The 21,915-nt window shown below is 70.1% G+C and carries 18 protein-coding genes and 1 pseudogene; 10 read left to right on the forward strand and 9 right to left on the reverse strand.

Annotated elements, in window-relative coordinates; translation table 11 throughout:
• Nucleotides 1-220: 220 nt before the first annotated feature.
• Both HEP81_RS39675 and HEP81_RS39680 read right to left on the reverse strand, forming a co-directional pair.
• Nucleotides 221-979, reverse strand: a complete 759-nt coding sequence (locus tag HEP81_RS39675) for a thioesterase II family protein (protein ID WP_037659238.1) — start codon at nucleotides 977-979, stop codon at nucleotides 221-223.
• A gap of 378 nt (nucleotides 980-1,357) precedes the next feature.
• Nucleotides 1,358-1,759: a DUF6009 family protein gene (locus HEP81_RS39680; protein WP_011113168.1), complete on the reverse strand. Its 402-nt coding sequence runs from the start codon at nucleotides 1,757-1,759 to the stop codon at nucleotides 1,358-1,360.
• Nucleotides 1,760-2,265: 506 nt separating this feature from the next.
• On the opposite strand from HEP81_RS39680, the gene HEP81_RS39685 reads away from it, so the two are divergent.
• On the forward strand, nucleotides 2,266-3,366 hold the full coding sequence (locus HEP81_RS39685; protein ID WP_157854507.1) for a hypothetical protein: 1,101 nt from the start codon (nucleotides 2,266-2,268) through the stop codon (nucleotides 3,364-3,366).
• Here the strand turns inward: HEP81_RS39685 and HEP81_RS39690 are convergent.
• Entirely contained in the window at nucleotides 3,324-4,826 is a 1,503-nt protein-coding gene (locus HEP81_RS39690; protein ID WP_037659243.1) for a DNA primase family protein, read from the reverse strand. The genes HEP81_RS39685 and HEP81_RS39690 overlap by 43 nt on opposite strands.
• Nucleotides 4,827-5,747: 921 nt before the next feature.
• Between HEP81_RS39690 and HEP81_RS39695 the strand changes: the two genes are divergently transcribed.
• From HEP81_RS39695 to HEP81_RS39710, 4 genes and pseudogenes are all read left to right on the forward strand, one after another.
• Entirely contained in the window at nucleotides 5,748-6,911 is a 1,164-nt protein-coding gene (locus HEP81_RS39695) for an acyltransferase family protein (protein ID WP_051850400.1), read from the forward strand.
• A 48-nt stretch (nucleotides 6,912-6,959) separates the two neighbouring features.
• Entirely contained in the window at nucleotides 6,960-8,345 is a 1,386-nt protein-coding gene (locus tag HEP81_RS39700; RefSeq protein ID WP_181393160.1) for an MFS transporter, read from the forward strand.
• Nucleotides 8,346-8,403: 58 nt separating this feature from the next.
• Nucleotides 8,404-9,165, forward strand: coding sequence for a TetR/AcrR family transcriptional regulator (locus tag HEP81_RS39705; protein ID WP_381129899.1), 762 nt, complete (start codon nucleotides 8,404-8,406; stop codon nucleotides 9,163-9,165).
• Nucleotides 9,166-9,281: 116 nt separating this feature from the next.
• Nucleotides 9,282-9,376: pseudogene (locus tag HEP81_RS39710) on the forward strand.
• Nucleotides 9,377-9,595: 219 nt separating this feature from the next.
• Here HEP81_RS39710 and HEP81_RS39715 read toward each other — a convergent pair.
• Together HEP81_RS39715 and HEP81_RS39720 are read right to left on the reverse strand one after the other, a co-directional pair.
• The gene (locus tag HEP81_RS39715) at nucleotides 9,596-9,982 is read right to left on the reverse strand and encodes a DUF6009 family protein (RefSeq protein WP_011113174.1); all 387 of its coding nucleotides are present in this window, start codon (nucleotides 9,980-9,982) and stop codon (nucleotides 9,596-9,598) included.
• Nucleotides 9,983-10,112: 130 nt separating this feature from the next.
• Nucleotides 10,113-11,663: a DNA primase family protein gene (locus tag HEP81_RS39720; RefSeq protein ID WP_037659245.1), complete on the reverse strand. Its 1,551-nt coding sequence runs from the start codon at nucleotides 11,661-11,663 to the stop codon at nucleotides 10,113-10,115.
• Between the two features lie 1,922 nt (nucleotides 11,664-13,585).
• Between HEP81_RS39720 and HEP81_RS39725 the strand changes: the two genes are divergently transcribed.
• Nucleotides 13,586-14,038, forward strand: coding sequence for a helix-turn-helix domain-containing protein (locus tag HEP81_RS39725; protein ID WP_011113176.1), 453 nt, complete (start codon nucleotides 13,586-13,588; stop codon nucleotides 14,036-14,038).
• A gap of 53 nt (nucleotides 14,039-14,091) precedes the next feature.
• On the forward strand, nucleotides 14,092-14,349 hold the full coding sequence (locus HEP81_RS39730) for a hypothetical protein (RefSeq protein WP_051850404.1): 258 nt from the start codon (nucleotides 14,092-14,094) through the stop codon (nucleotides 14,347-14,349).
• A 140-nt stretch (nucleotides 14,350-14,489) separates the two neighbouring features.
• Here the strand turns inward: HEP81_RS39730 and HEP81_RS39735 are convergent, their stop codons facing one another.
• The 3 genes from HEP81_RS39735 to HEP81_RS39745 all read right to left on the reverse strand — a co-directional run bounded on the left by HEP81_RS39735 (nucleotide 14,490) and on the right by HEP81_RS39745 (nucleotide 17,946).
• Nucleotides 14,490-15,713, reverse strand: coding sequence for a ParB/RepB/Spo0J family partition protein (locus tag HEP81_RS39735; RefSeq protein ID WP_037659251.1), 1,224 nt, complete (start codon nucleotides 15,711-15,713; stop codon nucleotides 14,490-14,492).
• On the reverse strand, nucleotides 15,710-16,969 hold the full coding sequence (locus HEP81_RS39740; RefSeq protein WP_011113179.1) for a ParA family protein: 1,260 nt from the start codon (nucleotides 16,967-16,969) through the stop codon (nucleotides 15,710-15,712). Before HEP81_RS39740 ends, HEP81_RS39735 begins: the two co-directional genes overlap by 4 nt.
• Before the next feature lie 329 nt (nucleotides 16,970-17,298).
• Nucleotides 17,299-17,946: a TetR/AcrR family transcriptional regulator gene (locus HEP81_RS39745; RefSeq protein WP_078967540.1), complete on the reverse strand. Its 648-nt coding sequence runs from the start codon at nucleotides 17,944-17,946 to the stop codon at nucleotides 17,299-17,301.
• Here HEP81_RS39745 and HEP81_RS39750 point away from each other — a divergent pair.
• The 3 genes from HEP81_RS39750 to tpg all read left to right on the forward strand — a co-directional run bounded on the left by HEP81_RS39750 (nucleotide 17,929) and on the right by tpg (nucleotide 21,304).
• The gene (locus HEP81_RS39750) at nucleotides 17,929-18,309 is read left to right on the forward strand and encodes a nuclear transport factor 2 family protein (protein ID WP_011113181.1); all 381 of its coding nucleotides are present in this window, start codon (nucleotides 17,929-17,931) and stop codon (nucleotides 18,307-18,309) included. The two genes, HEP81_RS39745 and HEP81_RS39750, sit on opposite strands and share 18 nt — an antisense overlap.
• A 217-nt stretch (nucleotides 18,310-18,526) precedes the next feature.
• Nucleotides 18,527-20,743 carry a telomere-associated protein Tap gene (gene tap, locus HEP81_RS39755; protein ID WP_011113182.1) on the forward strand — a complete coding sequence of 739 codons (2,217 nt, stop codon included), beginning with the start codon at nucleotides 18,527-18,529 and terminating at the stop codon, nucleotides 20,741-20,743.
• 3 nt (nucleotides 20,744-20,746) lie between these two features.
• Nucleotides 20,747-21,304: a telomere-protecting terminal protein Tpg gene (gene tpg, locus HEP81_RS39760; RefSeq protein WP_011113183.1), complete on the forward strand. Its 558-nt coding sequence runs from the start codon at nucleotides 20,747-20,749 to the stop codon at nucleotides 21,302-21,304.
• Nucleotides 21,305-21,314: 10 nt separating this feature from the next.
• Here the strand turns inward: tpg and HEP81_RS39765 are convergent, their stop codons facing one another.
• Nucleotides 21,315-21,905: an LLM class flavin-dependent oxidoreductase gene (locus tag HEP81_RS39765; RefSeq protein ID WP_051850401.1), complete on the reverse strand. Its 591-nt coding sequence runs from the start codon at nucleotides 21,903-21,905 to the stop codon at nucleotides 21,315-21,317.
• Between the last annotated feature and the right edge of the window lie 10 nt (nucleotides 21,906-21,915).

The raw sequence follows: 21,915 nt of genomic DNA on the forward strand, positions 1-21,915 counted from the left end.
GCCCGCGCCCCTCAGGGTCAGCCGGGGCAGGGCCGGAGGCGACGGGGGGCGCCCCCGGCCCTGGTCTGTGGGCGGGCCGGTGTGCACGGTGCGTGAGCTGCCGGGCGACCGGCAGCCGCGTACCCGGAAGGGCGCAACGAGCGCGGCTACCGCGGCCGGAGCGGGCACCCGCGTATCGGAAGCCGGCCGGCGGCCGGTACGGGTGCGGTGTGCGCCCCGGTCACCGGCGAGCCGCGGTTTCGTGACGCGCGCCGGCGTCCCGGCGGGCCAGCCGGTCCTCGATCAGCGCGCTCACGCGAGCGTTCTCCTCGACGAGGTAGAAGTGGCCTCCCGGAAACACCTGAAGCTCCGTCAGGCCGGTGGTGTGGTCTTCCCAGGCCGCCGCCTCCTCGATGGAGAGCCGGGGGTCGCTGTCCCCGGTCAGCACCGTGACCGGGCAGTCCAGGACACGCCCGGATTCCCAGCGGTACTTCTCCACGGCACGGTAGTCGCTGCGGAGCGCCGGCATGACCATGTCCATGATCTCCGGGTCGCCGAGCAGCGCCGCGTGCGGACCGCCCAGCCCGCGCACCTCCGCCAGGAGATCCGCGTCCGACGCCAGGTGGAGCCGTTCGTCGCGGTCGCGGGACGGGGCCCGGCGACCGGAGACGAAGATCCGTACCGGCGCGGGCAGGCCCGCGTCGCGCATCCGCAGCGCGACCTCGTAGGCGAGGACGGCGCCCATGCTGTGCCCGAACAGCGCCAGGGGCCGGTCGTCGAGGGGGCGTATCACCTCGGCGATCCGGTCGGCGAGTTCGGGCAGGCTGTCGATGTGCGGCTCCAGGCGCCGGTCCTGCCGGCCCGGATACTGCACCGCCAGCACCTCCACCGCGGGCGAGAGCGCCCTGGACAGCGGAAAGTAGAAGCTCGAAGACCCTCCGGCGTGCGGCAGACACACGAGTCGGACAGCGCTGTCCGGCGCCGGGTGGAATCGGCGCACCCATGTTCCGAATTGCTCCGGTGCTCGAGACACGGCCAGGAATTCCTTTCAGAAACGGTCTTTCCACAGGGCAGGAACGGAGTCGCCGTCCCGGTGTCCGCCGACCTGAGAGGTGACATCACGGTCGTGCCGCGGGCTTTTCCCGCTGTTTCCCGGCTCAACGCTGGCTGCCCGGACTGGAGTCCCACTGGAGTCACACCGGACATGCCGCTCGCCACGATGCCGGCGGCCCCCTCGCGCGTACGGTCCCGGACAGGGCGGAACCGGCGGCGTCCCTCGGCGCGCACCGGCCGTGACGGCCTCGGGCAGGGAGCACGCCCGGCGCCCGTCCCCCGGCACCACCGTCCGGCCCGGCCGGAAAGCCGTCGCCGCCCGCGCTCACAGCGGCAGCGTGATGCCCAGCTTCCGCATCTCCGGCGACTGCGGCCCGCCTTCGGAGCGCTCGGTCTTACGGCCCTTGCCGCCCGGCCTGAGTGTGCGGGGATCGACCGCCTCGGCGGGGGCCCCGGTGCAGTACAGCCCCTCGGGGGCGGTGTCGCGGTCGTGCGGGAGCAGCCAGAACACGCGCCGGCGGAAGGTGCCCGACGAGCGGGAGGGCTTGGCCTCCGGGCCGAGCAGCGCATAGCCGACCATGCGTCCGTCGCGGTGGTAGGCGGGTTTGCCACGCCGCGTCGGCAGCCGGTCGAGACTCTGGCGCACATAGTCGAGTGCGTCCGTGTCCTCCAGCCAGACGAATGCGGCCTCGTGGACGAGCTCGGCTTCTGTGATGAGGGCGCTCATGCTGTCTCCTCGTCGGCGACCAGTCCGCTGCCCGCGTGGTACTCGCGCTGGTTGGACAGGACCATCTCCTCGGGCGATACAGTCCGACCCGTTCACGAACCGGGCCGCGGAGGACCGGGACGAGACAGCCGGGACCTCCTCATTCTGACACCAGGCCCGGCAGGACGCGTCAAGCCGTGCAAGTCGTCAGCGACCGTTCCCGGCCCACAGTGACCGTGCGACGTTCGGTCGCTCGGCCAACGGACCGGTAAAACATCAGGTCAGGCGCCCACGAGCGGCCGAACAGCGACCGAAGCGACTCAAACTTCCGCAACGTGCCGCCCGTACGCGCCGGCATGCCGCGTGCGGAATCCCGCCGTGGCCTGGCCCTTTCACGGGGCGACCGAGCCGCGCCCGGTCGCTGCCCCGCTCTCCCCCACGCGGCGAGAGAACCGTTCAAGAGCGGCTTGAGGTTGCTGTTCCCCGCCGCAGCCGTCGGGTTCACTGACCCAATGGAGTCCACCTCGATGACCCGACGCGCCTTCCGGCCGCAGCGGTCCGACGGCCCCGAAGGCAGCACTCCCCGATCCGCCCGGCCCGCGCACGGCGGCCGCTGCGCGTCGCCCCACTGGCACACCGGTCACCCCACCGTCCGGCCCGGCGACGCCCGCCCTGCCGAACGGCTGCTGCGCTCCACCACCGTGGCCCCGGCCGCGTACCCGGCCCTGCTCCACGCGGCCCGCGTTTTGCTGCACAACGGCGTCCCCGACGGGGCCGCCGCCTGGTGCGCACGGCTCCACCCGCAGGCCCAGACCCCCGCGTGGGCGGCCGCGTTCCGCACGCTGCGTGCCGAAGCCCTCCTCCAGCTCGGCGACCTCGCCGCCGCCGGGCACGAAGCCGCCGCGGCACGGGACGCCATGGGGAACCGCTGCGCCTCGCTGCACCTGTGGCCCACCGCCGTACACGCGGAGGTCCTCATCACCCTGGGCCGGTTCGGCGAAGCCGCCGCCCGTCTCGACCGGGCCGAGGCTGATTCCGGCCGGTCCTGCCTGCCGCTGCTGCGCGCGCGTGGCCGGCTCCAGCTCGCCACGCACCGCCGCCAGGAAGCCCTCGGCACGTTCCTGGCCGCCGCCCGCCTGGCCCGCCGGCGCGGCTGCGGCCGGCTGCCGTACGTGCCCTGGCGCATCGACATCGCCGAAGCGCTGCTGTGCTGCGGCCGGCCGGGCCAGGCCCGCGCCCTGCTCACCGAGGAACTCGCCGTCCCCGCCGGCGGCCCCCGGCACCGGGCTGTCACCCTGCGCCTGCTCGCCGCCACCGACACCCCCGACCAGCGCGTGCGCACCCTCGCCGCTGCCGTCGGCGAGGCACGGCGCTGCAAGGACCGGGTCGAGCTGGCCCGTGGCCTGGCCGCGTCGGCCGACGCCCTCGACGCCCTCGGCGACACCACCGGCACCGCGTTCCTCAGGCGGGCCGCCGACCTGGCGGCCGACTGCGGTCTGCCGTCCGCCGCCTTCACGTCCGCGACACCCGCCGAGCCCGCTCGGACGCGGCCGACGCGCGGGCGTACCAAGCCGGTTGGGAGCGCCTACGCCGTCTCCTCGGCGGCGACCAGTCCGATGCCCGGATAGTACTTGCGCTGGTTGGACAGGATCATCTCCTTGGGCGATGCCAGGCCGACCAGCTCACGGACCCGCGCCGCGAAGGCGCGGGAGGAGACGGCCGGGGCCTCCTCGTTCTGGCACCAGGCCCGGTAGGCCGCGTACAGCTGGGTCTGTTCCGCTCTCAGACCCGGCTCGATCGTGCAGGACTCGCCGAGGAACCGGCCGGTGTGGTCCTCGGTCTCCGCGTAGGCGGTGGTGGCGATCCGGACCCGCTCCGGCCCCGTGAGGTCCTTCTCCCCGCTGAGGTAGCGCCGTGCGCCCACGATCAGCCAGTTGAGGATGCCGGGGCCTTCCTCGGTGACGAGGATGTCGGCGAGGTTGTCGACTTTCCGGTCGTCGGGAACGACGCGTTCGAACGGGATGAGGCGCAGCCGGCGCCAGAACGCGAAGCCGCCGGTGCCCACTTCGGGCCGGTGGTTGCCCAGCAGCCACAGCTTGTGGGTGGGCCGGAAACTGAAGAAGTCCTGCCGCATCCGCCGCGCCTTGATGCGGTCCCCGCCCGTCAGCAGCTTCACGCGGGCCTCGTCGAACCGGTCCCCCGGCTTCACCTCGCTGCACACGACCACCCGACGGCCGTGCAACTCGGCCAGATCCGTGGGATGCCCCTCGTACGGCCGGGCCATCAGGAATCCCGGAGGCGCGGCATCGGCGTAGTCACCGAGGAGCTTCATCAGCACATCCAGCAGCACCGACTTGCCGTTCTTGCCCGAACCGAACAGGAACGGCATCACCTGCGCGCCCACGTCACCCGTGATCGAATACCCCAGCAGCAACTGGAGGAAGCCGATCATCTCCTGGCCCTCGGCCCCCTCTCCGAAGGTGTCGGTCAGGAACCGGACCCACCGAGGCGTCGGCACCGCCTCCGGAGCCACAGCCGTGGAACAGGAATGGAAATCCCGGTCCGGATGAGACGTACGGGTCTGCCCCGTGCGCAGGTCGACGATGCCCGCCGGGGTGCACAGCGCGTAGGGATCGGCGTCCAGTAACGCCGCGTTGAGCACCATGCCGGGCGCGGACTTCGCCTGCGTCAGCATCGCGTTCATCCCGCTCGTGCTCAGCGCGCGCCGCCGGTGCCGCTGCAACGCCGCCGCACTGTGGACGCCCCGCGGATCGGTGCTGGCGAGCAACTCGGCCAGATCCCCGGCAGCCCACAGGACGGTGTCGTCCTCGTCCACCTGCCACCGCGTGCCGTCCCACCGGAACCAGCCCAGACCGGGAACGTGCCGGTAGTCGTCCGCATAGAGACTCACGAACAACTTGGCATTGCCCCGATCGCTCAACGTGTCCGGCAACAATCCGTCGGCGGTGGCCTCCCCCGCCTGAAGACCGTCCCCGCCCACCGAACGCACCGCGGTCACGGGCCGGGCCAGTGTCCGCGGCGCGGCCGCCCCCGCGTCGAAGACGGCGTTGCCGCGCTCACGGGTCATCGCCGGCCTCCGGGAGCCGGCGGGCGGGTACGCCCCGCGCCGAGACCGCCGCGGCCGCTCGAGCCGCCGAACCCGGCCGCTTTGGGCCCGGACACGCGGACGGCTGCCCCGGTGCCCTCTGCCGCGGTGCCCGGCGCGGCGATGTGGCCGCCCCGCACCCGTATGCCGATCCGCCGGCCCGGCGCCCGGCCGCCGCCCGAGCCGGAGAAGTACGTCCGGCGGTGCCCTCCCGAAGCCCGGTGCCCCACCCGCCGGACGGCCGCAGGGCAGCGGCATGCCCGAGAAGTGGGCCGCGACTCACGGCAGTTCGCGCTGGTGCCTGCGGGCGTCTCGCGTCCCCGAGCCAGTGGATGGACCGGCCGGCCGCGACCGGCGCACCGCCGGTCGGCGGCGAGGGACCGCGAGGCGCCCGCCGCGGCGGGAACAGGCCGTGAGTCGCTGTGCGAAATCCTCAGCTCATCGGCCATGTCTTTCCCCCGTCAGCGACCGAAGCGACTCAACAACAGGAACACACTAGCGAAGCATCGACCACAGGTGGACCGGGTGCGGGAGCATTCCATTCCGCGTCCGGGGAACGGCGGACCGGCCGGAGCTCCACACGGCGGCGGGGCCGCCTTTCCGCCACGGTTTCGGCCGCCGTACCACCGCCCCCGTACCCGAGGCGACTTGAGCGACTCTGGACCGGCGGTGGACCGGATTCCGAAAGACCGCTTCGCCACCGGCACGTCCCGCCGGGACACCCGCCGTGCGGATGAGCGCGCCCTCGAACGGTTCTCTAGCCGCCACGCCCATAGTGACGAACGGCCCGGCAGCGTTCCTCTCGCCCTCGGCCCTCACGCACGACGTGCCGGTGGGCGCGCAGCCCACGAGACCTCTCGTCCGCCCGGCGCGACCACCCACGCCCAGTGCCCCAGGAGCGCCATGTCCAGCCCGGATACGACACTTTCCAGACCGAGCCGCACCACCGCCGCGGCAACCGGCTTCCGCCCCGACATCCAGGCCCTGCGCGCCCTGGCCGTGTCGCTCGTCGTCCTCACCCACGTATGGCCGACCCTGCTCTCCGGCGGCTTCGTCGGTGTCGACGTCTTCTTCGTCATCTCCGGCTACCTCATCAGCAGCCGGCTGGTCCGCGAGATCGAGACCACCGGCCGCATCCGGATCGCGCACTTCTACGCACGCCGGGTACGCCGTCTGCTCCCCGCCGCCTGCCTGGTACTGCTCTGCGTCGTCGTCGCCGTGCGCGTCCTCGCCCCGCGCGAGAGCTGGGCCGACAACGCGCACCAGGTCATGGCCAGCGCCCTGTACGCCCAGAACTGGCTGCTCGGCGCACACCCCATCGACGTCACCAAGGTCACCGCGGTGGCGAGTTACTGGTCCCTTTCGGTCGAGGAGCAGTTCTACCTGTGCTGGCCGCTGCTGCTCCTGCTGCTGTTCAAGCTGCGGGCGCCCTGGGCGCGTCTGGCGAGCGTCGCGGGCCTGGGGGTCGTCTCACTGCTCTACTGCGTCCACCTCACGGCCACCGACCCGGTCCCGGCGTACTTCATCACCCCGGTGCGCGTCTGGGAGTTCGTGCTCGGCGCGCTGATCGTGCTGGCCGAGTCGAGGCTCGCCCTGCGTACGACCGCGGCCAACGCGGCCTCGCTGCTCGGTTTCGCCGCGATCCTGGGCTCGGCGTTCCTCTTCACCGGCAGGACGCCCTTCCCCGGCTCCGCCGCACTGGTCCCGGCCCTGGGCGCGGCCCTGGTCATCGCCGCGGGGCTCCGCTCACCGCGGCAGTGGCACACCGTGCTCACCTCGTCGAAGCCCGTCCAGGTGCTCGGCGGCATCAGCTACTCGCTGTACCTGTGGCACTGGCCGCTGCTCATGCTGGTGCCCCTCGCCATGCCGGGCAGCGCCCAGACCCTCCCCGTGCACCTGGGCATCGTGGCGGCGGCGCTGCTGCTGTCGTACGCGTCGAAGCGCCTGGTCGAGGACCCGCTCCGTACCTGGGCCCCGCTGGCGGACAGCCCCCGGCTGACCTTCGCCGCCATGGTGGTCGTCGTGGCCGCGGTCTGCCTGGCGGCCGGCACCCTGCTCTGGCCCTGACCGAAAATATGCTGTACACCGTAGAAGGACCCTTCTACGGTGTACAGCATGTCTACTTCCCAAGGTCATCCCCAGCGCTGGGTGATCCTCGGCGTCATCTGTCTGGCCCAGCTCACCGTCCTGCTGGACAACACCGTTCTGAACGTGGCCATCCCCTCGCTGACCCGCGAGCTGCACGCGGCCACCTCGGACATCCAGTGGATGATCAACGCCTACTCCCTGGTGCAGTCCGGCCTGCTGCTCACCGCGGGCAGCGCCGCCGACCGCTACGGCCGCAAGAAAATGCTGATGATCGGTCTCGCCCTGTTCGGCATCGGCTCGCTCGTGGCCGGACTCGCGCATTCCACCACCCAGTTGATCGCCGCGCGGGCCGGCATGGGCGTGGGCGGCGCGCTGCTGCTGACCACCACGCTGGCCGTCGTGATGCAGATCTTCACGGCCGAGGAGCAGCCGAAGGCGATCGGCATCTGGAGCGCGATCAACGCGCTCGGCTTCGGCGGCGGTCCGCTCATCGGCGGCTTCATCCTGAACCACTTCTGGTGGGGAGCGATCTTCCTCATCAACATCCCGGTCGCGGTGCTGGCCCTGATCGCGGTGGTCGTGCTCGTACCGGAGTCCAAGAGCCCCGGCAGCGGCCGCCCCGACCTGCTCGGCGCGCTGCTGTCGACCATCGGCATGGCCTCGCTGGTCTTCGCGATCATCTCCGGTCCTGGCCACGGCTGGACCTCGCCGCGCGTGCTCGGCGCGGCCGCGGTGGCGGTGCTGGTGCTCGGTACCTTCGCCTGGTGGGAGAACAAGGTCGCCGAGCCGATGCTCGACCTGCACTTCTTCCGGAACCGGCGGTTCACCGGCGCGGTCGCCGGAGCCCTGCTGCTGATGTTCGGCATGGGCGGGGCGATGTTCCTGCTGACCCAGCACCTCCAGTTCGTGCTCGGATACGGCCCGCTGGAAGCGGGACTGCGGACCGCTCCGCTCGCGGTGACGGTGATCCTGCTCAACTTCACCGGACTGTCCGCCAAGCTCTCCGGCAAGCTGGGCACACCGCTGTCCATCGTGCTCGGCATGGTGCTGATGGCCGCGGGGCTCGTCGCGATCGCCGAGCTCGACTCCGGAGGGTACGTCGGAACCCTGCTGGGCCTGGTGCTGATCGGCATGGGAGCGGCGATCGCCAACCCGGCCATGGCACACGCCATCATGAGCTCCATCCCGCCGGAGAAGGCCGGTATCGGGGCCGGGGTCAACGGCACCCTCGCCGAGTTCGGCAACGGTCTCGGCGTGGCCGTACTGGGTGCCGTGCTCAGCGCCTCCGTCGCCTCGGGCAAGTCGCTGGCCTCCGGCCTGAACGCCGGCCAGCTGGTCGGAGCGGTTGCCGTGCTGGCCGGAGGATTCCTGGCGGCGGGGCTGTTGCGGCGGGCCGAACGGGTGACCGCATGACAGTCACACGCCTCTAAGGTGGGAGAACTCGGCCGTGGTCGCAAGAGGAGGAGCACCGGTGGTGGAGCAAGGTACGCGGTCGGTGCGGGCCAGTGTGTGGTTGCAGGGGGGCAAGTCCGGGCGCGGCGGACGCAGCGCCCAGCCCTCCGGCCTCGACCGGCAGCGGATCACCGATGTGACCGTACGGATGCTGGACCACGACGGGCTGGAGAAGCTGTCCATGCGGCGGCTGGCCGCGGAGCTGAACGTCACCGCGATGTCCCTGTACTGGTACGTCGACACCAAGGACGACCTGCTCGAACTCGTCCTGGACGCCGCGTTCGGCGAGTTGCGGCTGCCCGACCCGGATGCCGCGGACGAGGACTGGCGCGACCAGCTGCGCATGCTGGCCGCCGAGTACCGGGCGCTGCTGGTGCGCCACACCTGGCTGTCGCCCCTCGTGGGCCGCTTCCTCAACATCGGTCCGAACGCACTGGCTTTCTCCCGCGTGATCCTCCGGGTGGTCCGCCGGGCGGGGCTGCCCCCGCGCGGGGTGATGGGGGCCATCTCGGCGGTCTTCCAGTTCGTCTACGGCTACGGCATGACCGAGGCGCACATCTCCACCCGGATCGCGGACTCCGGGCTGAACGCCGACGAATACCACGAGCAGGCCCTGGCCATGGTGGCCGAGACCCCGGTGGCCGCCGAGGCCGTGGAGGAGTCCCGGCACCTCGTGGCGGCCCGCGGTGGGGACACGGTCAACGAGATGCTCGACCTCGACTTCGCCTACGCCCTGGACCTGCTGGTGGCGGGCATCGAGGCAATGGCCGAACGCGGCTGACCTCACCCGCGGAGCTCGCCCATGGTGAGGCACGGAGGAATGTCAGCCCCGTGTCAGGAGCCCGTGCCACTCTCTTTCACGTGAACGACCTCGGAAACCACGGAGGTCGGGAGCGAGGAGAGGTGCCCGGAGTGGCTGATCGGGGACCAGCGAGCACGCCTCAAGGTCGGATCCTCAGGGGTCCACGCAGGTTCGAATCCTGCCCTCTCCGCACCACACGGCACGCCGCTCACCGAGAACCACACGGAGAGCGGCGTGCCGACGCCGTCCAGTCGCCGAAGCACGCCGCCCGCAGCCACGGGACTGACGGGACTGAGGAATCGGCATCCTCCGCGAGCAGCTCGGCCTGTTGGTCTCAGCCCGCCTACGGCCTTCCCGACGGGCCGGTCCCGTCAGTCCCGTGGTGCGTGCGCGCCCAGGTCGATGCCGCTCATCCCGAGGCCGCCGCTATCTCCGCGGTGCGGCCCTTCTGCGACCGCAGAGTCTTGGCTCCGACCTTGCCCGGCTCGATGGTGCGAGGGTCGACCGCCTCGCCCGGAGCTCCTACCGAGTACGGGCCCTGAGGCTCCTTGTCACGGTCGTGGGGCAGCAGGAAGAACGCACGGCGGGCGAAGAGACCGGAGTCGGGGTCGCTGGCGGCGCCCGGATGGAGGTTGGTGTAGCCGATGAGGCGGCCGTCGCGCGAGTAACGGGGCTTGCCCTTGCGGGTGGGGACCTTGTCCAGGGCCTGCCGGACGTAGTCGAGGTCTTCCGGGTCCTCCAGCCAGACCACTTCGCTCTCGTCGGTGAGCTGGCTGTCCTGCAGCATCGAGCTCATGGCCGCGGACCCTCCTGTCCCGTGGGCCGGCCTCTGGCCGGTTCGTGCGGCACGCTCACCGCTGGTCGTCTGGTGCGGGCCATTATCGCAAGAGTCCTGACCGGGTTGCCGCCGGACTCCACCCGTGCCGTCATGGGCCGGGCTCCGTCGCGGCGTCGGCGAGGAGGGCCAGGCCGGGATAGAGCTTGCGGTCGTTGTTCTTGATCATCTCTGCCGGGGAGGCCAGGCCGAGCTCCTGGCGGATCCGGCTGGCAAAGGCACGACTCGTGGCCGGGCGGATCCCCTCTTCCGAGCACCAGCGTCCGTACGACGCGTAGAGGAGCTTCTGCTCGACCCGCAGCTCGGGATTGGGCTGGCCGCCCTCGCCCTTGGTGCAGCGCTCGGCGATGAACCGGCCGATGTGGTCCTCGGTCTTCTCGTAGGCCTCGGTGGCCAGCCGTACGCTGGCCGGTCCGTGCAGCGGGTCCCTGGTGGCCAGGTAGTGCTGGGCGCCCTGGATGAGCCAGTGCAGGATGCCGGGGCCTTCGTCACGGACGAGTTCCTGAGCGAGGTTGTCGATCTTGAGCTCATCGGGGACCTTCCGCTCGAACGGGATGATCCTCATGCGGCGCCAGAACGCGTAGCCGCCGGTGCCGACTTCGGGCCGGTGGTTGCCCAGGAGCCACAGCTTGTGGGTCGGCCGGAAGGTGAAGAAGTCCTGGCGCATGCGGCGGGCGGTGATGGTGTCGCCACCCGTCAGGAGCTTGACGCGGGCCTCGTTGAACTTGTCGTTGGGCTTGAGCTCGGAGCACACGACGATGCGCCGGCCGTGCAGCTCGGTCAGCTCGGTGCTGTGCTCGGTGAACTTTCCCTTCTCCATCAGGAAGCCGGGCGGCGCCGCGTTGGCGTAGTCCCCGAGGATCTGCATCATCACCTCGAGCAACACGGACTTGCCGTTGGCACCGGACCCGTAGAGGAACGGCAGGATCTGCGCGCCCACGTCCCCGGTGACGGAGTAGCCCAGCAGCAGGTGCAGGAACGCGATCGTCTCCCGCCCCTTGGCATCGTCGCCGAAGGTGTCGCGCAGGAAGCTGTGCCATCGGGGCAGCGGCATGTCCTCCGGTCCGACCGTGGTGGCACGCGAGTGCATGTCCGCCAGCGGGTCGGGTTTGCGCAACTCACCGGTGCGCAGGTCGACGACTCCCCCCGGCGTGCACAGAGCGTAGATGTCGCCGTCCATGGAGTCCGGATCGAGACTGAGTCCCGGCGCCGCCTGTGCCTGCTGGAGGAGGGCCTTCACGCCCGCGGTGGACTGGGTGCGACGCCGGTGCGCGGCCAGCTCCCGATTGCTGAACGTGCCGTGCGGGTCGGTGCGCGGCATCTGCTCGGCCATGTCACCGGCTGCCCACATCGCGCCCTTCTCGCCGCCGGTGCGCTTCCACCGGTACTGATCCCACGAGTACCACCCCAAGCCCTCCACATGGCGGAAGCGATCGCTGTACAGGCGCGCGAACAGCTTGGCGTTGCCCCGGTCCGTCAGCTCGTCCGGCAACAGGCCCGTCGGGGCGCCTCGTCGGCCTCCGTCGCTTCCCGCCTGTGCGGGCACCATCGCATGGTCTCCAGCCAGACCGAGATCGAGACTCGTCTGCCTGGTCTGCTCGGCGGCCGCCGAGCCCAGGTGCGCCGGCTCGGCACCGCTCATGAGCGTCCCTCGTCCACGCCCGGCGCAAAGGCCCCTGCGGATGACGGGAGATCAGCACGGCTGCGGTGCTCGTCACAACCTCCGACGCGGAGGACACCGCGGGGTTCTGACGGGCCTGCCGCACACTGGCCGGGCACTAGCGAGTCCTTGTCCTAGCTGTTCTTCTTCGTCTGGGGCAGCAACCCCACGGACACCCTGTCCATCGCGTCGCCTCCGTCTCTCGGGCGGGACCGACGGGGCTGACGGGACTGAAGCTTCCGTTTGCGATCAGAGGCTAGCGCACACCTCGTCCTGGCAGCATCCTCAGCAACCGCGTGTCGAACATTCAGTCCCGTCAGCCCCGCACAGCATGAACCTCACGGTGGGCGAGAGAGCACGACGGACCCGGCATCATTTCAGTCCCGCTTCAGTCCCGTCGATAAAACCGCAGGTCAGAAGGCTCAACGCTGCCCTGACGGGACTGACGGGACTCAACGTCCTATATATGAGCTACAAAACACGCGTAGTACTACTTACATACGTACGCGCGCATACGCGCACGCCTGATCGGTATAACTAGCACTGTCAGTCCCGTCAGTCCCGTTCCGCACCGAGACAAGCCTCTGAACAGGCATTTTGCCTGCGGGACTGAAGCGGGACTGAACCACAGCCCCAGTCCCGTCTGGTCCCGCGCCACCGAAAGCCCGCCACGACGATGCCGCTCGACGTCGTGTCAGGCGCGCGTGTGCCACAGCAACCCCTCCCCGGTCTCAGCCACGCTTCCTGTCTTTCCCAGCCCCCGCTGCGGTCACTGGTGGCAACCACCTCAGCGACCCACGACCCTCTCCGAGCGACCGACCCCTTGCGTTTTGAGCTTCGGTCGCTGCCTCGGTCGCTGAGCAATCCGCAGGTCAGAGTCCATGTACCTGAGGATCAGCGACTGAAGCGACTGAAGGCTTCTGCATATGGCGACGAACGCAGGCACTTATGAACTGAGTGATATCCCCTGAACTTCAGTCGCTTGGGTCGCTCATCGACTTTGAGAGTGTCTCTGACCTGGGCTTTCTCCGAGCGACTGAGCTCAGTCTCACCAGCTATCAACTCCTGGTTGAGTCGCTGGCCTTCAGTCGCTCGCCGCAGAAGTCTTCTGCCGGGTCCTGTGGGCCCCCACCCGCAGGTCAGAACCCCGAGCTCATGGACTGGTACTGCCCGTAGGGGAAGCGGAGGTCGTAGGTGGGGACTGCACGTGGTGCGGGCGCGTGGTGCCAGGGGCCTTCGCCGGCCCCTGGACCCCGCTCCCCCGCCGCTTCCTGGCGCGCAGCCGTTTCGTCGTGGCGCAGACCGTGCGCGCCAGGAAGCGGCGGGCCGTGGTGGGCGGTTGCTCGGTTCCGGCGTTCCGGAAGGGGGTGGCGTACGGCGCTGAGAGCTGAGGTGTGAGCGGGGTGGCTGTGAACCGGCTGGACGTCGTGGGCAGGAGCAGTGATGCGTCGAAGCGGGGAACGGGGTAGTTCCTGACGTCGTGTCGAGTGGTCGTAGACGCGGGCCCTGAGTGGGTTGGCAGAGACCCCGACGGCGGTGCTGCTTGCCCAAGTAAGAGAGCGCGGCCGCCAAACGCGGTTTGACCTGCATAGACACCCTTGACGACCACGATCGTGAGAACTGGCAGGCAGTTCTCACGATCGTGGAGGGCGTTCCTAGGAACTGAGTGCCCAGATCCTGTGACCCGATACCCGGTTCCTAGGAACGCCCTAGATTGACGTGGAGTACATGAGGAGAGCCCGAAAGCCGGGGTTTCTGGCGCCGTACGACATGAGCGTGGAGGCAGACGACACGTCCCTCAGGCGGACTTGATTGACGTCTCGTTCATGTACGTTAGGTTCATCTGGTCGGCCTCGCAGCCACCCCTCGTGAACCGGTAGTCAACCTCTCGCTCGGAGGGCTCATTGGGAGCAGTACGCAGGCTGGTCGACGCCGATACAGGCGAGCCGGTCCCCTATGCGCCGTACGCCTTCTCCGGTCGTCATACACAGGTAGACAAGGCGCGGGTAGAGGCGATCACCGAGTCCAAGGCGTTCACACCCAGTCAGAAGTTCCTCGTCCTGTGGTGGATCGGAGTCTCCCCCGAGGGGATGGAACCGCTGCGGGCCACCGGTGCGGACATCGCCAAGCGGGTAGGGATGTCCGCCGACGCCGTCGGCAAGATCAACAGGAAGCTGGTAAAGCATCGCATCCTGGTTGTCCGAGGTCGCGTCGGGAACTACAACTTCTACCGGATCAGCCCCTACATCGCGTTCCATGGAACGGGGCTCGAACAACGTGAAGCAGTGAAGACGTGCAACCCGCCGGACATTCCCGGATTCGATGACCAAATCCCTGCACGGTGGGAGGCCCAGTGAACAGCAGCGACGACAAGAAGCAGAACCTCGAGTTGCTCGAAAAGACCGCAGGCATGACAGCGAATCAGCGACTCGTCGTCATGCTCTACGCGCTCCACCCGACCGACCGCTCCGGAGCGGTCCTCGAGACCGCCGCCAACCTGGCGGAGCTGGTCGGGATGGCAGCCCCCGTCTTCTCCCGCACCCGCAAGCAGGTCATCGAAGCCGGCTGGCTTGAGGAGACCGGGAGGATCGGCCATATCAGGTACTACCGGCTCGACCCCAAGCGTCTCGGCGAGCACGTCGTCATCCCTCTCCGACGCGCGACATGACGTCCTGCGGACCGCACCTCATGTACGTCACGTCAATGAGGTGCGGTCCGCAGGACGTGTTCCTTCACCATCCGGCAATCACCCCGGCGCCCAGCTCCGCGTCGGGGTGTCGCCGAGGGTGCCCGCGGGCCCGTATGCGTTCATCCAGCGTGGACGGCCTGGCTGTCCCTGTGCTTGATCAGCAGATCCAGCATCTTGTCGAACTCCTGCGGCGGCATCTTGTGGATCAGGAAGTACGCCGCGTCCGTGCCGTTCTCGTAGGGGAACCGCTTCGGCTGTGATCCCCCCGCACCGGCCGTCGTATCGGCGGCTGTGGCCTGGACCGGCACCGTCGTGGGAGCAGCCTCCTCGGCCCCGTCGACAGCCCCAGCGTCTTCCCTGCTCGCCGACTTGGGAACCACCGACCGATCGGTGACGCCCGGCTCCGCCGATGCCGATGCCGATGCCGGAGCCTGTGCTGGGGCTGGGGCTGGGGCTGGGGCTGGGGCTGGAACGGAGTCCGCGCCCCGCACACTGTCGGAGGTGCCCTCCGCCCGTGCCCTCTGCGGCGCCTCGGCGATTACGCCGTAATCACCGAGGCGAGGCTCCGTGATGCCCTCTGCCACGCCCCCAGCGGGTTGCTCGCGCTGAGTCTTCGCCGCGCGAGACCTCTCCTCCTCCCGGCGGAGCCGGTCCGCCTTCAGCTCCCGCAAGGCCGCCTCCTGCTCATCGGCCGGCTTGTTGCCGACCGCGCGCAGCAGGTCGATGGGCTCTTCCCCGACGAGGGCCTGGAGCTCGGGTGTCAGATTGAGCAGGGCGAGACGCTGTGACACCCAGCCCTGCGAGCGGTGCAGGCGCTTGGCCAGAGCTCGCTGACTCCCGTGGATGGCCAGCAGCCTCTGGAGAGCGCGCGCTTCGTCGATCTCCTCCAGGTCCTGACGGTGGATGTTGGCGACCAGAGCGGATTCGAGGAGTTCCTCGGAGGTGGCTCCCTGGTCGTCGCTGACCATCACCTTGATGGTGGCGAGTCCGGCTTCGCGGGCGGCGGCGAGGCGGCTGCTGCCGTCCACGACGACATGGGTGGTGTCCGGCTCAAGGGCGCCCTCCTGCCCAGGGTTGGCTTTGACGTAGGCATCACGGTTCATGACCGTGATCGCCTGCTTCTGCCCGTGGGTCTTCAGGCTGCCGACAAGATCGGTGAGATCCCCGAGAGCGGAGCGCGGGTTGTCGGGGTTGGGGCTGATGCGGTGAACGGGAAGCTCCGTGGGGGCCGCGACGCCTTCGGTGGGAACCCCGGTCGCGGCGGCCACGGCCTGGCGGCGGGCGCTGATGGGGCGCACTCCCCCGCCGAAACGGCCACTGCCCAGCTGGTCGGCCTTGCTCACAGGACCTCCTTCGCCAGGGCCCGCATCCCCACGGCCTGCTGCGATTTGGGCGCGTAGGACAGCAGGGGCTTCTTCACCCGGACGGCTTCCTTCTGCTCCTTCAGGTCACCGATGAGGCCGACGACGCGTGGATCCTTTATGTCGACCCACCCCTGGAGCGATGAGGTGGCGATGTAGCCGCGGCGGGAGTCGTAGAGGTTCACGACGATGCCGAGGTAGTCGATGTCGACCTTGAGGTCGCCGCGAAGGTCGTCGATCTGGGTGGTGAGCAGCTCGTAGGCATCCGCGGAACTGTCCTCGGCCTGGACGACGATCAACGCGCCGGACTGGCCGGGCTTCTCCCCGTCACGGCGTCGGCCGTAGTAGGCGGCGGCATCCATGCTCAGGCCGAGGCTGGGCGGGCAGTCGACGATGATTACGTCGTAATCAGCTTCCAGCGGCGCGAGTGCCCGTTCGAGCGCGGCCTCACGGGCCCGCACGGCGGACAGGCGTACGTCGAGGAGGAAGGCGTCGTTGCAGGCGGGCAGAAGGTGGAGCCTGCCGCCGAAGTTGTCCTCGTCGATGGAGACGATGAGGTCGCGGAGGTCGCCCTTGGGGTCCCCCGCCATGTGGTTGGTGAGGCTGTCGCCGTTCATGGGCAGCGGCGTGGCGCCCAGTTGATTGGTGAGGTGACACTGCGGGTCGAAGTCGACGAGCAGCACCTTCAGGCCCGGACCGGGAAGGTTCTCGATGTCGAGCGGGTCGTCCAGCGGCGGCATGTCGCCTGACTGGGTCTCACTGTCCCGCAGGGCCTTGGTGAGCGCCTTGGCGACCCGTACGGGGTGCAGGGCTTCGGAGTCCTCGGCCAGCGCCTCTCCCAGCCCTGCGGTGATCGCGGTCTTGCCGACCCCGCCCTTCTGGTTGCAGACGATGATCCGGCGGGTGATCTCGGGCCGTTCGACTTCCGGCGCGGGATTGGCGTCGAGCCAGAGCTGGACGGACTGGGCAAGCCCCTGGATGAGCGAGACCCGTCGGTCCGTCGCGATCTGCCTGAACTCCTCCCACTGCCCGGAAGGCAGGAAGGTGGAGAAGGAGTCGGCGCCGGAGGTATCGATGGTTGCGGCGGTGGAGGCCAGTCGGCACCAGTCCGTGATGCCCTGCTCGACTGCGACCTGGATTTCGACGCCGTACTGAGCGGCTCTGACTTTGAGGCTCTGCCGGAGCCAGCCCGGCAGTTTGGAGACGACCTTCTCGCGATCGTTGGCTGGCGAACTCATGAAGACACCATACTAACGCGCGTGATCATCTCCCTCACCGACACGTTAGTTAAGCCTCTTTGTTACCGCGTCAGCTCCGGTGCGAGGTGATTACGCCGTAATCACCGGTCCGCCCTCTCCGTCAACCCTTGGTCGCGGAGCAGAGTGATTACGGCGTAATCATCACGCACCACACCGGAGGAAGCGCCGCAACCGAGGCGCCCTCGGCATGGCGCGCCACCGGCTCCCCGGCGCTCTCACCGGTCGGGTGATTACGCCGTAATCACCCGGCGCCGGCTCTCGGCGCCCGTCTTCACCGTCCTGCCTCTGCCAGAGACGTCTGGCGGGGCTCAGTGCGATGTGACGGCCGACTTCCAGGTCCCGCTGAACAGGTCGGCCACCAGGGCACGGGCGTAGGTCTCGTCGGTGTCGGGCACGGAGAAGACGGTGCGGAAGTAGAGGGGGGCGACGATCTGATCGAGCAGCCGCTCCAGTGGGGGAGGTGTCTCGCCCCGATCGCGGGAGGCTTCGAGGATCGTGTCGAGGCCGGCCGTGGCGCGCCGCAGACATTCCCGCAGGCCGCTGCGGCGCTCGTCGATGTCGGGGGAGACCTCTGCCAGGAAGAACGCGATCCCGCCGGGCCGGGTCAGATCGGCCAGTGTCCGGATCGCGTAGGCCTCCAGGTCTGTGCGGAGGTCGCCGCTGGAGGAAGGCGGGGCGGCGGACCCGCGCAGGGCGGCCACCTCGGCGAGCAGGGCCTGCAGCGTGCCCCAGCGCCGGTAGATGGTGGTGGCGTTGACCCCGGCGCGTTCGGCCACTGCGGGGATCGTCAGCTGGGTCACGGCGCGTTCACCGGCCAGGTCGATGACGGCTTGGTGGACGGCCGCCTGGACGCGGGCGCTGCGGCCACCGGGACGCTTGGCGGTGGGTTGCTGGCTGCGCTGAGCCGGGCTATCGCTCGCACTCTGAAGGGGACCGCCATGACCACCACCGCCCACGACCTCGGCCGGCGCTTCCACGCCGCCCTCACCTCCGCCGGCTGGTCGGCCATCCGGTCTCTGCTCCACGACGACGCCACATGGACCCTGCCAGGCGACAACACCATCAGCGGCACCGCCGTCGGCGCGGACGCCGTGGTCGAGCGCGCTCAGAAGATCGCCTCGTACGGGCTGTCCTTCGAGCTGCTGCACATCCTGGTCAGCCGCGAGAACATGGCCCTGTCGCTGCACAACACCGCCCAGCGCCCGGATGCGATCCTCGACGAGTACCTGTCCACCGTCTGCCGCCTGCGGGACGGCAAGATCGCCGAAATCGAGACCTACCTGTCCGACGTTCCCGGTATGAACGCCTTCTTCGTCTGACGCCAACTCAGGATCCTGATGCCGGCTGGGGGAGTGCTCGGGTGATTACGCCGTAATCACCCGACGCCGGCTCCCGCCCACTCGCTCTCCTCCGCCCTGAGTGATTACGCCGTAATCACTCACTCCCACCTCCCGCACCTCCATGTGCGATCCACAGGCGACACTTCGTCCGATTCAATGAGCGCTTTGGATAGGGTGTCTCGTGGAGGTGAGCCCTGTGGCCACTGAGGACCAACTGTTCAGCGCGGTGGATGCGCTGCTTGAGCAAGTCGCTCAGGACGCGCTCCCGAGCCCCGCCGAGCGCAAGCGCCTGCGAGAGGCCGCCGGGCTCAGCCAGGCCCAGGTGGCGTCCGCACTGAAGACCCGCCGGGAAACGGTCGCGAGCTGGGAATCCGGCAGGAACGAACCCCGCCCGCCACAACGCGCCGCCTACGCCCGCCTGCTGGAGAAGCTGGCCGAGCGCTTCCCGACCCCCGACGAGGCGCCCGCCCCGGAGCCGGAGTCGTTCCCCGCCCCGGCGTCCGTTCCCCTCCCGGTGCCCGCCCCGGCGCCCGTTCCCGCTCCGGCGCCCGTGAAGACGGCCCCGACCTCGGCCGTACGACCGGCGCCCGCCGCGAGGCCGGCCACCTCCTCCCAGCGCCCCGGCGTGCAGAAGGCGGCGAAGGGGACGGCGAAGGGGCCCGCCACCACGGCAGCCGCCGACGGCCGGTTCGAGAACGGCCCGCTGGCCGTGGTCGACGTCGACGACGAGGGCCAGGTCGCCGCGTACTGCGTCGGCGGCCTGGTCCTGGACGTGCCCGCCAAGACCCTGCCCGCGCTGGTCGACTGGACGCTGACCGAGGCCAAGCTCGGTCAGGCCCGGCTGCACTGGCACGGCAAGGACGCCGACCCGGTCCTCGTCCTCACCTCCGCCGCGCTGGAGCGCTACGGCCTGCCCGCCGAACTGTCGCCTGAGGACCGGCGCGCCGGACGGCTGCCGGCCGACCACAAAGTGATCAAGCAGATCGCCAGGGCAGGGCAGCAGCTCACCCGGCGCGGTTTCGGCGCGTGGGCGCGCGTCTTCCGCGAGCCGGAGGGCTCCCGGCGCCGCTGCGTGCAGCTGTGCATCCCGGCCTGGGGCGCGCTGCCCATCGACGAGTGGGACAACAAGAACGATCCCCGGTTGCCCACCATGCACGCCGCGGAACTGGCCCGCTTCCTCGGCACGTACGCGGACCGGGTGATGACGCCGCGCGGTACTACGGCGGTCACCGGCCTGGAGCTGATGACGGCGCTGCGCCCCCCCACCCGCGCGGAGCGGGACGAGGCCACCGGAGAGTTCAAACCGGCGCCGAACGACGACGCACTCACCCGGCTCTACGACGTGGTGGAGTGCGAAATCCCCGACGAGCACCCGAAGTTGAGGGGAAGGTACGCCCGGCACCACCAGCGCACCCCGGCCGAGATGCTGATGGAGGAGCCCTACAACTGGTGCCGACAGCTGACCGACGACGAGTGCATGCGGCCGTACCTGGTCGCCATCGACGTCAACATGGCCTTCGCCGCCGCCGCGAACGGCCTCACCGTCGGCCTGAACGGCCCCACCCACCTGACCGGCAACCCCCGGTTCGACCCGGCGCTGCCCGGCTCGTGGCTGGTCGACCTCTCCCACGTCGACCTCTCCCGCGTCCAGGTCAACGGCCGCTCTGTCGACGCCGACCGGCTCCCCTCGCCGTTCACACCGACCGGCGACCGCCCCGACGGTCCGGCCTGGTACGCCACCCCGACCGTCGCCTACGCACAGGAACTGGGTTTCGACGTCGCCCCGATCGAGGCGTACGTGCGCACCCGGACCGGGCGCTACCTTGACCCCTGGTACAAGCGGCTGCGCGACGCCTACGTCACGACGATGGCGGACCTCGGCGTGACCACCGGCATGGGCGGAAGCGAGTTCCTGGACGCCATGGCCCGCTCCAGGGACGCCGACCCGGCCCTGCTCCTCGTCCTGAAGGCCATCAAGGCCACGGCGAAGGGCGGGATCGGCAAACTGCGGCAGCGCAACCGCGGCCAGGTGCCGTACTACGAGCCGTGGCCCGCCCTGGAACGCCCCACCTGGCGTCCCGACATTCGGGCGGCCGTCCTGGCCGGCGTCCGCATCAGCATGCACCGCAAGATGATGAAGACCGCCGCCGCGGCCGGCGTCTATCCCGTCGCGATCGGCACCGACGCCCTCGTCTACCCCTCACCCGGCCCCTCCCCGCTGGACTTCCTGCCGCACACGGCCGAAGGCAAGCCCGCGCCGGGCTCGTTCCGGCTCGGCGTCTCACCCGGCATGGTCAAGCACCAGGGCACCCGGACCGTGCTGTGGGCAGAGCAGCAATTCGAGGAGCACGGCGGCGTCTTCAACATCGCCAACCTCGTCAAGACCGACCCGACCGCCGGGGAAGGCGAGTAACCCATGGTGGACTCGATCGGAGACGGCCTGGACCGCGCGCTGGAGTCGGCATTCACCCGCCGCCCCCCGCAGAGCGCCCAGGCGCAGATGAAGTACCTCGTCAAGCAGCTCAAGGGCACCAGAGCCGTCGCCCGGCTTCTGAGGATCTCCCAGCGCACCGTGGAACGGTACGTGGCCGGCCAGCTCAAACGACCCCGCCGCGAGCTGCGCGACCGCATAGAGCGTGAGGTCCACAAGCGCTGGCAGCCCCAGGTACGCGCCAGGGCCCGCAGGAGGGCGGCCACCACCGACGGCCTGGTCGTCTCCACCCGCGCCCGGTTCGGGTTCACCGCGGCGCCGGGCACCACCGACGACGCCCGTATCCGCGACATCATCCAGGCCCTGCCGCCCGAGTTCGCCGCCCGGCTGTTCACCGCCCGCGAGCAGGGCGCCACCGAACACCAGCTCCAGCAGATCGCCGCCGACGGCCTCGCCCAGATGTACTTCCGCGCCAACGACACCCGCGCCCACGGCCTGGGCGTGGAATTCACCGACATCGAACAGATCGAGATCCAGCTGTAGCGGCCCAGTTCTACGAGGGGGAGGGGAAGCAGGCGCGCAGGCGGTCCACCGCGTCCAGGTGCGGCTCGCGGACGACGTAGCGGGTGATCCCCCAACGGCGTCGGTGCTCGTCCAGCGCGGCCGCGATCTCCCGTGCCGTGCCCACCCATGCGTAGGGCGAGGCGAGCACATCGGCCGGAGAGCAGTTCAGCTGCCCGGCCATGCGGTGGGCCGCGGCCTCGGCGTCGTCGGTGACCTCCACCATCTGGACCAGGGCTTCGCGTGCCGGGGCGGTGGACCGGCCGGCGGCGCCCTGCTCGATCAGGTCGATCTGGCGGTCGATGTCCGCGGCGTTCCAGCGCGGCTCGTACATGTGGCCGTCGGGCAGGGTGCGGCCCAGCCCGCTCAGGGCCACGACGTCCGCGTGCGCCCCCGCCCAGCGCAGCAGCGTGGTGTTGCCGCTCCCGAAGGTGAAGGGCACATCGCCCCGGACCGGGCGCGGACCGGTCAGCCGGGCCTGGCGGGCGCGCACCTCGGGGCCGTCGAGGGTGACGGTCTCGCCCGCGAGGAGCGCGCGGCAGGCTTCGGCCACGACCTGGAAGCGCCGGACGCGCCCGGCCACGTACGGCCGC

Origin of the sequence: Streptomyces griseofuscus, from assembly GCF_014673495.1 — a bacterium.
Taxonomy (GTDB): Bacteria; Actinomycetota; Actinomycetes; order Streptomycetales; family Streptomycetaceae; genus Streptomyces; species Streptomyces murinus.